The sequence below is a fragment of the Thioclava atlantica genome (genome assembly GCF_000737065.1).
Lineage (GTDB): Bacteria > Pseudomonadota > Alphaproteobacteria > Rhodobacterales > Rhodobacteraceae > Thioclava > Thioclava atlantica.
The window spans coordinates 26,893-39,460 of record NZ_AQRC01000015.1 but is presented as its reverse complement, the minus strand read 5'-3'; the positions used below and the strand labels follow the sequence as shown (position 1 = coordinate 39,460).

Sequence of the window (12,568 nt, the reverse complement as noted above, 5' to 3'; positions counted from 1 at the left end):
CCTTTCCTTGTTGGCTCGATTTGTGAACCATCGCGCGGGGGCGTGCAAGAGGGGGCGGTCCGGGCGCAGATCCGCTCCGGGGGGACACCGCCGGAGTTTCCGGCTCGCCCCTCGGCCCGTTTCTGCCGCCCCGGGCCTGCCATGGTTGACCCAACTCCGCGATGCGCTAGAAAGACGCCCAGGCCAAATGGGATCTTCCGATGCAGCATTACGAATACAAGGTCGTGCCGGCACCGGCGCGCGGTGACAAGGAGCGCGGGCTCAAGACCGGTGTGGATCGTTTCGCCCTCACCTTGTCGCGGGTGATGAACGACATGGCTGCCAAGGGTTGGGAATATCTGCGCGCCGAGACGCTGCCCGCAGAGGAGCGCGCCGGGCTCACCGGCAAGTCCACCGTCTATCACAACCTGCTGGTCTTCCGCCGCGTGATGGCGACCGATCCTGCACAAGGCATCAAGCGGCCCGAGAGCGAGTCCGAGAGCGCCGCCAATGACGAGGCCGCGCCGAGCAGCGAGCCGTCGCGCAAGGCACTCTCCGTCGACACGCCCCAGGGCCGCGCGCCGAGCCTGCGTGCGAGCCGCGCCTCGGGCGAGCCGGAGACCTGAACTCGAGCCGGACCGGGGGCGCGGGGCGTGTCGCCCCCGGCTCCCAGCTCCGCAGGCGCAACCGGTCACGGAACGACGCGGTATTCACGCCCGATGGCGGTTTTGCTCCATCAGGGGCCGCTGCCTCTTCCATGATCCGTCATTTCGACTAGACTGTGGCGCCCGACTCGCGGCCGGATGCCGAACACCCCGCCGCGCGGTCGATCGGGCAGCACGAATGAGGCAAGTATGAGCAAGAGCGATCCTTTCGGGTTCAACATTTCGGCTGCCGCCGACAAGAAGCGCCGCTCGCGTGGCAAGCGCGGCATGTCGGGGGCTTTCGAGACATCGACCCGGATCTGCGACAAGGAAGGCTGCGAGGAGCCCGGCAAGTACCGCGCGCCGAAAAGCCCCAAGGTGCTCGACGATTACTACTGGTTCTGCAAGGACCACGTGCGCGAGTACAATCTGAACTGGAACTATTTCCAGGGTCAGTCGGAGGAAGAGTTCCAGGCGTTCCTCGACAATGCGACCGTGTGGGAGCGTCCCACCAAGCCCTTCAGCAAATCGAAGGAAGCGGCGGGCTGGGCGCGCCACGGGATCTCCGACCCGCATGAGATCCTGGGCGACAACGCGACGAAGAACCCGGGCCGTTCCCTCGGGCGCAAACTGCCGCCGACCGAACGCCGGGCGCTCGAGATTCTCGAGGCCAAGGACAGCATGTCCAAGGCCGAGATCCGGAAATGCTACAAGGCGCTGATCAAGGTGCTGCATCCGGACATGAACGGCGGCGACCGCAGCCAGGAAGAGATGCTGCAGGAGGTCGTCTGGGCCTGGGATCAGCTCAAGGAAAGCCGCAACTTCAAGTGATTTGAAGGAGAGGGGGCGGTGCCGTCCTCGCCACCGGAGGGCGGCAATTGTCGGCCGGGCAGGGGGCTGCTGCCCCCGCCTCCCTCGCAGGCCCCGCGGGGATGGCTGCGTCAGCGAAGAGGGATCGCGCTCTCCGGGCTCAGTGGGCCGCCTTCCGCTTGCCGGTGAGCGCGCGGTAAAGTGGCTGGATGAGCCGCGTGACCGCCGGGATCAGGACCATCCCGTAGGCCAGTCCGAAGATCCCGTCGAAGAAGGCCGTGACCGCCCATCCGACGAAGCCCGAAGCCGTCTGGACGGCGTGGGCCGCCGCCTCGGCCTGGTGGTGGATCCAGTCATAGGGCGCGTGCAGCCCGAGCTCCGCCAGCCCGTGCAGCACGATATTGCCCCCCACCCAGATCATCGCCGCCGTGCCCACCGTCATCAGCGCCTTCATCAGCCAGGGCATCACCCGCACGATCCCGCGCCCGAGCGCGCGCGTCGCGCCGAGCTTGCCGTTCCGGCACAGCCAGAGCCCCAGATCGTCTGCCTTCACGATCAGCGCGACCCCGCCATAGACGAGAACCGTGATCCCGAGCCCGATGATCGCCAGCGCCAGGGCCTCCATCCAGACCGACTGCTCGGGCGGCAGCGCGGCAAGGCCGATCGTCATGATCTCGGCGGAGAGGATGAAATCGGTCTTCACCGCGGCCTTGACCCGCTTTTCCTCGAGATGGTCGGCGGTTTCGGCCGCGACATGGCCTTCGGCATCGGGCTCGTGGGGCTTGAAGAGGTGATAGACCTTCTCCGCCCCCTCGAAGCACAGATAGGACCCGCCGAGCATCAGCAATGGGGTGATCGCCCAGGGGGCGAAAGCCGAGAGCAGGAGCGCCGCGGGCAGCAGGAAGACCATCTTGTTGCGGATCGAGCCGAGCGCGATCTTGCCCACGATCGGCAATTCGCGGGCAGGCGAGAAGCCGTGGACATATTTCGGGGTGACGGCGGCGTCGTCGATCAACGCGCCCGCAGCCTTCGAGCCGGCCTTGGCGGCTTGCCCCGCCGCATCGTCGATCGAGGTCGCCGCGATCTTCGCGATCCCCGCCACGTCATCGAGCAATGCCAGCAAGCCACTCATGTTATCCCTCGTCCCTGTTCAACTTTTTGCGACCCTAGATTGCAGGGGGACAAGCGGCAAGCGGGGATTGCGGTTCCGGATCGACGGGAATTTCGCAGGAGAAGGTGGGGCGCTCATAGGGCGCGCGGGGGCGATGTGGCCCGAAGCGGCAGCGCGTCTGCGTGCGGGGCATCGGGCCCGTCCGGTTCTGCGTGACCTTCGCGCAACCGTCGCTCGGGGGGCGGCGGTACGATTTCGGAGGAGGCAGCGCAGCGGGGTTCGGCCGCCTGTCGGGCCTTTTTTCGGCCATCCTGCAATGGATCGTGAAAGACGAAGGCTGTCTCGATTTCTCGAAGGCCACCGCGTCCGTCGGGTTTCCGGGCAAAGAAAAAGGGCGCCCGCAGGCGCCCCTCGCATCCGTTTGCTCTCGCCCTGCGGGCTCGGTTCAGAGCCCCAGTTTCTGCGCGACGATCTCGTTGACCGCCTTGGGGTTGGCCTTGCCGCCCGAGGCCTTGATGACCTGACCCACGAACCAGCCCGCGAGTTTCGGGTTGGCCTTGGCCTTCTCGACCTGCTCGGGATTGGCGGCGATCACCTCGTCCACCGCGGCCTCGATCGCGCCGGTATCGGTGACCTGGATCATGCCGCGCTCTTCCACGATCTTCTCCGGGTCGCCGCCCTCGGTATAGACGATCTCGAAGAGGTCCTTGCCGATCTTGCCCGAGATCTTGTCGGATTTGATCAGCTTGATGATCGCGCCGAGCTGCGCGGGGTTCACGGGGCTGTCGGTGATCGCGCGGTCGTCCTTCTTCAGGCGGCCGAACAGTTCGTTGATGACCCAGTTCGCGGCCAGTTTGCCGTCCCCGGCCTCTGCGACAACGGCTTCGAAATAGTCGGCATTCTCGACCTCTGCCGTCAGGACCGAGGCGTCATATTCCGACAGGCCCAGCTCCTTCACGAAGCGCGCCTTCTTCTCGTCGGGCAGCTCCGGCATGGTCGCGGCGATGTCGTCGACCCAGGCCTGCTCGATTTCGAGCGGCAGCAGGTCGGGGCAGGGGAAGTAGCGGTAATCATGCGCCTCTTCCTTCGAGCGCATCGACCGCGTCTCGCCCTTGTCGGGATCGTAGAGGCGGGTTTCCTGCACCACCTCGCCGCCATCCTCGACAATGGCGATCTGGCGACGGGCCTCGTATTCGATCGCTTGCTGGATGAAGCGCATCGAGTTCATGTTCTTGATCTCGCAGCGCGTGCCCAGATGCGAGAAATCACCGGTTTCCTGGTATTTCTCGTAAGCGCCCGGCTGGCAGATCGAGACGTTCACATCGGCGCGCAGGTTGCCGTTCTGCATGTTGCCGTCGCAGGTGCCGAGGTAACGCAGGATCTGGCGCAGCTTGCCGACATAGGCAGCCGCTTCCTCGGGGCCGCGAATGTCGGGGCGCGAGACGATTTCCATCAGCGCGACGCCGGTACGGTTGAGATCGACGAAGGACATATGCGGGTCCATGTCGTGGATCGACTTGCCGGCATCCTGTTCGAGGTGGATCCGTTCGATGCGGACGCGGCGCGCGACGCCCGGGCCCATGTCCACGATGATCTCACCCTCGCCCACGATGGGGTGGTAAAGCTGCGAGATCTGGTAGCCTTGCGGCAGGTCGGGATAGAAATAGTTCTTCCGGTCGAAGGCGGAGGTCAGGTTGATCTCGGCCTTGAGCCCGAGCCCGGTGCGCACCGCCTGCGCGACGCAGAATTCGTTGATGACGGGCAGCATGCCGGGCATGGCAGCATCGACGAAGGCGACGTTGGAGTTCGGCTCGGCCCCGAAAGTGGTGGAGGCGCCCGAGAACAGCTTGGCCTTCGAGGCGACCTGCGCATGCACCTCGAGCCCGATCACCAGTTCCCAATCGGACTTGGCGCCGGCGATCACCTTGGGTTCGGGGGCTTTGAATTCGAGATGGTCGAGCATGTCCGCATCCTGTCTGAAAGGCTTGGAAGGCTTCTAGGACAGGGGCGGGCCGGGAGCAAGAGGGGGGGCGAGAGCGCGTCAGGCGCGCGCTGCCGGGTCAGGCGAGCGGGACGCCGCGGGCGTGAAGCTCTTCGCACAGGCGCTCGGCCGGGGGGATCGCCTCGGGCGGAAGGAAGGCGCGGCGGCCATCGGCGAGCACGAGCATGCATTCGTCATTGCCGAATACGCGCCGGCGGACCCGCGCGGCGGTGATCCGCGCCAAGGGGAAGGTGCCCAGCTTGCGCCCGTTGCGAAACACCTCCATCCGTGAATTGGTGATCAGCAGATGCCCGGAGCGGTTCTGCACCAGACGCCAGAGCGTCATCGCGAGGAACACCCAGATCGCGATCTGAACCCACATCTGCACGGGGGTTTTCGCGGTCACTTCCAGCAGCAGCATGCTCAGGGCGAGCGCGATATAGCCCCGTGCCCGGCGTGCCTGTTTGCGATACTCATAAGCCATGTCATCCATGCGGCCTTCATCACCTGTGATCGGGGCGCGGCTTTAGCGGAGACAGGACAAAATCGGGGCAAATCGGAGGCATGTTGCCGCGCGCGGAATAATCGACGCGAAGGGGAGGAATTGTCGCGGTGTTAGCGTCCAAAGATGGCGGCGGCGTCAGGCCGCCACCGTCTTTGGGGCGAATCCATCTCAGCCGAGGAGGCGGGTCGCCATTTCCGACAGATCGCGGCTCAACCCTTCGGTCCGGGCGATGCGTTCGAGCTCGGCCTGCATCTGCGCGCGGCGATCGGCGTCGTAGCGCGTCCAGGTCTCGAAGGCGGTGGACATCCGGGCGGCCACCTGAGGGTTGACCGGATCGAGCCGCAGCAGCCAATCCGCGTAGAAGCGATAGGCCGCGCCGTCCTTCGCGTGGAAGCCCGCATGGTTGCCCGCGAGCCCCGCCATCAGCGCGCGGAAGCGGTTCGGGGTCTTCCAGGTGAAGAGCGGATCTTCGGTGAGCGCGGCGGCGCGGGCGGCGGCGCGCTCGGGCGGGCAGGCCGCAAGCTGCACTATGAACCATTTGTCCATCACCAGCCGGTCGCCCTCCCAGCGGGAGCGGAAGCTTGCCAGCGCCTTCTCATCCGCACCGGTCTGCACCAGAAACCCGAGCGCGGCGAGGCTTTCGGTCATGTTGGTGGCGTTTTCGAACAGCGCAGTCGCGCGGGCGCCGCCATCGAGGCGGTTGAGCAGGCCGAGCGCTGCAAGACGCAGCGCGCGCTTGCCGGCCGGGCCGGGGTCGGGCGTGTAGGGGCCGGGCACCGCCATCGCCTCGTAGAGCGCAGTCAGGGCGTCCTCATGGGTGTGGGCGAGATCGCGGGCGAGCGCCTCGCGCGCGGCGTGGATCGCTTCGGGGTCCGGCGTCACGCCACGGTCATGCAGGCTTTGCGCGATCTCGTCCTCGGCAGGCAGGCGCAGGCAGAGGGCGCGGAAGGCGGGATCCGCGCTCTCGTCGGCGATCAGCGCGCCGAGCGCGTCGATATAGGCCGGGTCCGCATCCTCGCCCTGCGCGAGCGCGACCAGCGCGTCCTGCGCCAGTTGCCGTCCCGCTTCCCAGCGGTTGAACGGATCGGTGTCATGGGCGAGCAGGAAGGCAAGCTCGCGTGCGCTCACGTCCCGTTCGAGGCGGACCGGGGCGGAGAAGCCGCGCAGGATCGAGGGCACCGGACGCGCGCCCAGCCCCTCGAAGGTGAAGCTCTGCCGCGCCTCGGTCATCTCGAGCACGGTCGAGGGGACGAGCTCCTGTCCGTTCGGCCCGAGCAGGCCCACGGTGATCGGGATGTGGCGCGGCGGCTTGCCGGGCTGACCCGGGGTGGGCTTGGTGTCCTGCTCGAAATCGAGCCGATAGGTCCCGTCCTCGAACTGCTCGCGCACGCGCAGCACCGGCGTTCCGGCATCGGTATACCAGCGCTTGAATTGGCTCAGGTCACGGCCCGAGGCGTCTTCGAAGACCGTCAGCCAGTCCTCGATCGTACATGCCTGCCCGTCATGACGGTCGAAATAGAGATCGAGCGCGGCGCGGTAGCCCGCATCACCCAGAAGGGTGTGCAGCATACCGACGAGTTCGGCGCCCTTCTCGTAGACGGTGGCTGTGTAGAAATTGTTGATCTCGCGGTAATGGTCGGGGCGCGGCGGATGGGCGAGCGGGCCCTGATCCTCGCGGAACTGGCGCGCGCGCAGGGCGATCACGTCCTCGATCCGCTTGACCGGACCGAGGCGCAGATCGGCGGTGAAGCTCCGGTCGCGATAGACGGTCAGCCCTTCCTTGAGGCAGAGCTGGAACCAGTCTCGGCAGGTGATGCGGTTGCCGGTCCAGTTGTGGAAATACTCGTGGGCGATGATCCCCTCGATGCGTTCGTAATCGGCATCGGTCGCGGTCTCGGGCGAGGCCAGAACCCATTTCGAGTTGAAGATGTTGAGGCCCTTGTTCTCCATCGCGCCCATGTTGAAGTCATCGACGGCGACGATATTGAAGATGTCGAGGTCATATTCGCGCCCATAGACATCCTCGTCCCATTTCATCGACCGCTTCAGGGCTTCGAGGGCGAAGGCGCAGCGATCCTCGTCGCCCTTGCGCACCCAGATATTGAGCGCGACCTCGCGGCCCGATTTCGTGGTGAAGCTCCCCGAATGGGCCACGAGATCGCCCGCGACCAGCGCGAAGAGATAGGCGGGCTTCGGCCAGGGGTCGACCCACTCGGCAAAGCCATCCTCCTGCGCCACGAGATCGCCGTTGGACAGCAGCACCGGCGCCTCGCCCCGGATCGTGACATGGAATTTCGCCATCACGTCGGGCCGGTCGGGAAAGTAGGTGATCTTGCGGAAACCCTCGGCTTCGCACTGGGTGCAATACATGCCGTTCGACATGTAGAGCCCTTCGAGCGCCGTATTGGCCTCGGGCGCGATCTTCACCCGTGTATCGAGCGTGAAGGGCTGGGCCGGGAGTGCTGCGGCATGCACGGTCAGCCCGGTTTTGTCGACAGTGTACTCGTCGCGCGTCAGGCTGCGCCCGTCGATCGCGAGGGACAGAAGCTCGAGTTCTTCGCCGTCGAGCCGCAACGCCGAGGCCGCACGGCGCGGCGAGAGCGCCAGCCGCGCCCGCACTTCGGTCTCCTGCGGATCGAGCCGGAAATCGAGCCGCACCGTTTCCAGCGCGAACGGGTAGGGCTGATAGTCGCTGAGTCTCTTCGAAGCGGTTTCCTGTGCCATCAGATCGGCCGACATTCCTGTGACGTTCCCTTTTGTTTGCGTTTTGGCTCAATAGCTGGCCCGGTGACGAGGGTATGCAACAGAGCGCGGGTGCAACTCAATGTGATTACGAACCCCGGCGCCGATTCCGCGCCATGCAGAGTCGTCCCGCGCCCAGGGGCTGGCGGATCGAATGAACTCGCCGGAACGGGTTGCGGTGGCGGAGGCTCTTTTGGTCACTTTTTTTTACCGGTTTGCGCAAAAAATGGCGCAAGTCGCTGGACATCCGCTGAAATTGACCACAACTATTGGCGCGTCTCAAAACGGGAGGATGATATGGCGCAACGGGTCGAGCGTGACGGATTGCAGGTTGCCGCCGAACTGGCGGAGTTTATCGAGGAACAGGCGCTTCCCGGCACCGGGGTCGCTCCCGATGCGTTCTGGACGGGTCTTTCCGGGCTCCTGCACGATCTCGGACCGAAGAACCGCGCGCTTCTCGCGAAGCGCGAGGAGTTCCAGGCCAAGCTCGATGACTGGCATTCGCATCATCGCGCGGGCGGGTTCGATTTCGACGCCTACAAGGCCTTCCTGACCGAGATCGGCTATCTGCTGCCCGAAGGTCCCGATTTCGAGATCGAGACCCCCGAGACCGATCCCGAATTCGCATCCGTCTGCGGCCCGCAACTCGTGGTGCCGATCACCAATGCGCGCTACGCGCTCAACGCGGCGAATGCGCGCTGGGGCAGCCTGTATGATGCGCTTTACGGCACCGATGCGCTGGGCGATCTGCCGAAGGGCAAGGGCTACGATCCCGAGCGCGGCGCCCGCGTCGTGGCGCGCGCCAAGGAATTCCTCGACGAGGCGGCTCCGCTCGCGGGCGGCTCCTGGGCCGGCGTGACCGCGCTGCGCGTCGAGAATGGCGTGTTCTTCGTCGAGAATGCGGTGGGTGAGACCGGGCTCGCCGATCCCGACCAGTTCAAGGGCTTCAACACCGACGCGGAAGGCGCGCTGTCGCAGGTGCTTCTGACCCATAACGGTCTGCATGTGGTGATCGTGATCGATCCCTCCACCGAGGTGGGGCAGGCCGATCCGGCGGGGATCGCGGATGTGCTCCTCGAAGCCGCGCTGAGCTCGATCATGGATTGCGAGGACTCGGTCGCCTGCGTCGACGCCGAGGACAAGGCGCTCGCCTATGGCAACTGGCTGGGCCTGATGAGGGGCGATCTGGCCGAGGAGGTCGCCAAGGGCGGCGAGACCTTCACCCGCAAGCTGCAAGGCGATCTGCGCTTCACCGGCGCGGGTGGCGAGGAGATCCTGCTCAAGGGCCGCGCGCTGATGCTGGTGCGCAATGTGGGCCACCTGATGACTACCCCGGCGATCCTCACCCGCGACGGCCAGGAGGCCTATGAGGGGCTGATGGACGCGATGGTGACCACGCTTTGCGCGATGCACGACCTGAAGAAGACCGAAGGGGCGCGCAACTCGGTCACCGGCTCGGTCTATGTGGTGAAGCCGAAGATGCACGGGCCCGAGGAAGTGGCCTTCGCCAACGAGATCTTCGACCGGGTCGAGAAGGTGCTCGGCCTGCCGCCGCACACGGTGAAGCTCGGGATCATGGACGAGGAGCGCCGCACCTCCGCGAACCTCAAGGAATGCATCCGTGCCGCGAAGCATCGCGTCGCCTTCATCAATACGGGCTTCCTCGATCGCACCGGCGACGAGATCCACACCTCGATGCAGGCGGGGCCGATGCTGCGCAAGGGCGAGATGAAGAACACGCCCTGGATCTCGGCCTACGAGGACCGCAATGTCGATATCGGCCTGAAATGCGGGCTCGCGGGCAAGGCTCAGATCGGCAAGGGGATGTGGGCGATGCCCGACCGGATGGCCGACATGCTCGAGCAGAAGGTCGGCCACCCGCTCTCGGGCGCGAACTGCGCCTGGGTGCCGTCGCCCACCGCCGCCACGCTGCACGCCACGCATTACCACAAGGTCGATGTGAAACGTCGTCAGCAGGAGATCGCGGCGATGAACCGTCCCGAGCGGCTCGACGATCTGCTCACCATTCCGCTTGCGGCGGGCAAGAACTACTCCGACGAGGAGATCCGCGCCGAGATCGAGAACAACGCGCAGGGCATCCTCGGCTATGTCGTCCGCTGGGTCGATCAGGGCGTGGGCTGCTCGAAGGTGCCCGACATCCATGATGTGGGCCTGATGGAGGACCGCGCGACCTGCCGGATCTCGAGCCAGGCCATCGCGAACTGGCTCGAGCATGGCGTGGTCTCGGAAGGTCAGGTCATGGAGGCGCTGCGCAAGATGGCCAAGGTGGTCGACCGTCAGAACGAGGGCGACCCGAGTTACACCCCGATGGCGCCGGGTTACGACGGCTTCGCCTTCCAGGCGGCCTGCGACCTGTGCTTCCTCGGAACTGTCCAGCCCTCGGGCTATACCGAGCCGGTGCTGCATCAGCGCCGTGCCCAAGTGAAGGAGGAACGCGCATGATCACGCTCGAGCGCGCGCAGAAGATGATCGAGGTGGCGCTTGCCAAGGGCGCCGAGGAAAGCTGGAAGCCGCTGACGGCGGTGGTGCTCGATGCGGGCGGCCATATCATCGCCTTCGCCCGTGGCGACGGCGCGGCGCCGGGCCGGTTCGACATCGCTCGGGCCAAGGCCTATGGCGCGGTGATGCTCGGGATGGGCGGCAAGGCGCAGATGGCGCGCGCCGAGGCGCAGGCCTATTTCATGAACGCGGTGAACGGCATCTATGGCGGGCAGACCTGCCCGGTGCCGGGCGGCGTGCTGATCCGCGACGCGGAAGGCGGGGTGATCGGTGCGATCGGCGTCACCGGCGACACGTCCGACAACGATGCCGATGCGGCTCTGGCCGGGATCGAGGCGGCGGGTTTCGCAGGCGAGGCCTGAGGCTTCCGGCAACGGTTCGAGGGGCGGTCCGGCGATCTCTGCCGGGCCGCCCCTTTCCACATCCCATTGACGACGCGGGCGGGCTCTGGCAGGTGAGGGCGCAAATAAGGACCCACGACAATGAACCTGTTTTCCGATATCCGGGCCGCCGTGATCGCGGCGCTGAACGAGATGGTTTCCGAGGGCGCGCTGCCGGACGGGCTCGATTTCTCCAATGTCGCGGTCGAGCCGCCGCGCGACCCGCTGCATGGCGACATGGCGACGAATGCCGCGATGGTGCTCGCGAAGCCCGCGCAGTCGAAGCCGCGCGACATCGCCGAGGCGCTGGCCGCGAAACTCGCCGGTGACGCGCGCATCGCGAGCGCGGATGTCGCAGGTCCCGGCTTCATCAACCTGCGTCTCGAGCCCTCGGTCTGGGGCGAAGTGACCGGCGCGGTCCTCGGGGAGGGCGTCGGCTACGGGCGCTCGGATCTCGGGGCCGGGGTGAAGGTCAATGTCGAATATGTCTCGGCCAACCCGACCGGGCCGATGCATGTGGGCCATACCCGCGGCGCGGTCTTCGGCGATGCGCTGGCGAGCCTGCTGGATTTCGCGGGCTATGACGTCACGCGGGAATATTACATCAATGACGGCGGCGCGCAGGTCGATGTGCTCGCCCGCTCGGCCTATGAGCGCTACCGCGAGGCCTGCGGGCTCGAGCCGGAGATCCGCGAGGGGCTTTATCCGGGCGACTACCTGATCCCGGTGGGCGAGGCGATCAAGGCCAAGTATGGCGACGCGCTGCTCGACAAGCCCGAAGAGGATTGGCTGGCCGAGATCCGCGAATTCGCGACCGAGAAGATGATGGACATGATCCGCGAGGATCTGGCGCTTCTGGGCGTGAAGATGGATGTCTTCTATTCCGAGAAATCGCTCTACGGTACGGGCCAGATCGAGGCGGCGCTCAAGCGGCTCGAGGATCTGGGCCTGATCTATGAAGGCGTGCTGGAGCCGCCGAAAGGCAAGCTGCCCGAGGATTGGGAGGAGCGCGAGCAGACGCTGTTCCGCTCGACCGATTACGGGGACGACGTGGATCGTCCGGTGAAGAAGTCGGATGGCGCCTGGACCTATTTCGCGCCCGATATCGCCTATCACTGGACCAAGATCGAGCGCGGTTTCGACCTTCTGATCGACGTGTTCGGCGCCGATCACGGCGGCTATGTGAAGCGAATGAAGGCGGCTGTCGCTGCGCTGAGCGAGAACCGCGTCCCGCTCGATATCAAGCTGATCCAGCTGGTGAAGCTCTTCAAGAACGGGGAGCCCTTCAAGATGTCGAAGCGCGCAGGCACCTTCGTGACGCTGCGCGACGTGGTCGAGCAGGCGGGCGCGGATGTGACCCGGTTCCACATGCTCACGCGCAAGAACGACGCGCCCCTGGATTTCGATTTCGACAAGGTGCTCGAGCAGTCCAAGGACAACCCGGTCTTCTACGTGCAATACGCCCATGCCCGGGTCTGCTCGGTGCTGCGCAAGGCGGCCGAGGCGGGCTGGGACATGTCGGATGCGCGCCTGGCGCAGGTCGATCTGTCGGGCGACTGGCACGAGGCGGAGCTCTCGCTCGTGAAGAAGATCGCAGAGTGGCCGCGTCTCGTCGAGATCGCCGCCCGCGCGAACGAGCCGCACCGGATCGCCTTTTATCTCTACGACCTCGCCTCGGAGCTCCACGCGCTGTGGAACCGCGGCAATGACGAACCTGCGCTGCGCTTCCTGCAGGAAGGGGACGAGGCGGCCTCGGCGGCGAAAATCGCCCTTGCCCGGGCGTGCGCCGTTGTCATTTCCGCCGGTCTTGGTATTCTTGGCGTAACCCCGGCTGAAGAGATGCGCTGAGCTGCACGCCGCCGGGAACAGGCGAAATCGGGCAACCCGACATGGCCG

The 12,568-nt window shown here is 65.9% G+C and carries 9 protein-coding genes; 5 read left to right on the top strand and 4 right to left on the bottom strand.

Translation table 11 applies throughout. The features are described from left to right. The first annotated feature begins 200 nt into the window (after positions 1-200). A complete protein-coding gene (locus DW2_RS16010) occupies positions 201-605 on the top strand; it encodes a DUF4177 domain-containing protein (RefSeq protein WP_038148121.1) in 405 nt (134 codons plus the stop codon). 228 nt (positions 606-833) lie between these two features. Continuing rightward, on the top strand, positions 834-1,454 hold the full coding sequence (locus DW2_RS16005; protein WP_038148120.1) for a DnaJ domain-containing protein: 621 nt from the start codon (positions 834-836) through the stop codon (positions 1,452-1,454). A gap of 139 nt (positions 1,455-1,593) precedes the next feature. Here the strand turns inward: DW2_RS16005 and DW2_RS16000 are convergent, their stop codons facing one another. From DW2_RS16000 to pepN, 4 genes are all read right to left on the bottom strand, one after another. Continuing rightward, a complete protein-coding gene (locus DW2_RS16000) occupies positions 1,594-2,565 on the bottom strand; it encodes a DUF808 domain-containing protein (RefSeq protein WP_038148118.1) in 972 nt (323 codons plus the stop codon). Between the two features lie 424 nt (positions 2,566-2,989). Further along, positions 2,990-4,507 carry an Asp-tRNA(Asn)/Glu-tRNA(Gln) amidotransferase subunit GatB gene (gatB, locus tag DW2_RS15995; protein WP_038148117.1) on the bottom strand — a complete coding sequence of 506 codons (1,518 nt, stop codon included), beginning with the start codon at positions 4,505-4,507 and terminating at the stop codon, positions 2,990-2,992. A gap of 97 nt (positions 4,508-4,604) precedes the next feature. Beyond that, entirely contained in the window at positions 4,605-5,018 is a 414-nt protein-coding gene (locus tag DW2_RS15990) for a hypothetical protein (RefSeq protein WP_038148116.1), read from the bottom strand. Positions 5,019-5,198: 180 nt separating this feature from the next. Next, positions 5,199-7,769 (bottom strand): aminopeptidase N, encoded by a 2,571-nt coding sequence (gene pepN, locus DW2_RS15985; protein ID WP_238321351.1) that lies wholly within the window; start codon positions 7,767-7,769, stop codon positions 5,199-5,201. A 300-nt stretch (positions 7,770-8,069) separates the two neighbouring features. Between pepN and DW2_RS15980 the strand changes: the two genes are divergently transcribed. The 3 genes from DW2_RS15980 (at position 8,070) to argS (ending at position 12,520) form a co-directional block, all read left to right on the top strand. Then, the gene (locus DW2_RS15980; protein WP_038148115.1) at positions 8,070-10,235 is read left to right on the top strand and encodes a malate synthase G; all 2,166 of its coding nucleotides are present in this window, start codon (positions 8,070-8,072) and stop codon (positions 10,233-10,235) included. Next, entirely contained in the window at positions 10,232-10,654 is a 423-nt protein-coding gene (locus DW2_RS15975; RefSeq protein WP_038148114.1) for a GlcG/HbpS family heme-binding protein, read from the top strand. Before DW2_RS15980 ends, DW2_RS15975 begins: the two co-directional genes overlap by 4 nt. Before the next feature lie 120 nt (positions 10,655-10,774). After that, positions 10,775-12,520: an arginine--tRNA ligase gene (argS, locus tag DW2_RS15970; RefSeq protein WP_038148113.1), complete on the top strand. Its 1,746-nt coding sequence runs from the start codon at positions 10,775-10,777 to the stop codon at positions 12,518-12,520. Positions 12,521-12,568 lie beyond the last annotated feature (48 nt).

Excerpts from the sequence above, each read along its gene's own strand:
- DW2_RS16010 (WP_038148121.1), top strand. The coding sequence starts at position 201 with ATGCAGCATTACGAATACAAGGTCGTGCCGGCACCGGCGCGCGGTGAC.
- DW2_RS16005 (WP_038148120.1), top strand. The coding sequence starts at position 834 with ATGAGCAAGAGCGATCCTTTCGGGTTCAACATTTCGGCTGCCGCCGAC.
- DW2_RS16000 (WP_038148118.1), bottom strand. The coding sequence starts at position 2,565 with ATGAGTGGCTTGCTGGCATTGCTCGATGACGTGGCGGGGATCGCGAAG.
- gatB (WP_038148117.1), bottom strand. The coding sequence starts at position 4,507 with ATGCTCGACCATCTCGAATTCAAAGCCCCCGAACCCAAGGTGATCGCC.
- DW2_RS15990 (WP_038148116.1), bottom strand. The coding sequence starts at position 5,018 with ATGGATGACATGGCTTATGAGTATCGCAAACAGGCACGCCGGGCACGG.
- pepN (WP_238321351.1), bottom strand. The coding sequence starts at position 7,769 with ATGTCGGCCGATCTGATGGCACAGGAAACCGCTTCGAAGAGACTCAGC.
- DW2_RS15980 (WP_038148115.1), top strand. The coding sequence starts at position 8,070 with ATGGCGCAACGGGTCGAGCGTGACGGATTGCAGGTTGCCGCCGAACTG.
- DW2_RS15975 (WP_038148114.1), top strand. The coding sequence starts at position 10,232 with ATGATCACGCTCGAGCGCGCGCAGAAGATGATCGAGGTGGCGCTTGCC.
- argS (WP_038148113.1), top strand. The coding sequence starts at position 10,775 with ATGAACCTGTTTTCCGATATCCGGGCCGCCGTGATCGCGGCGCTGAAC.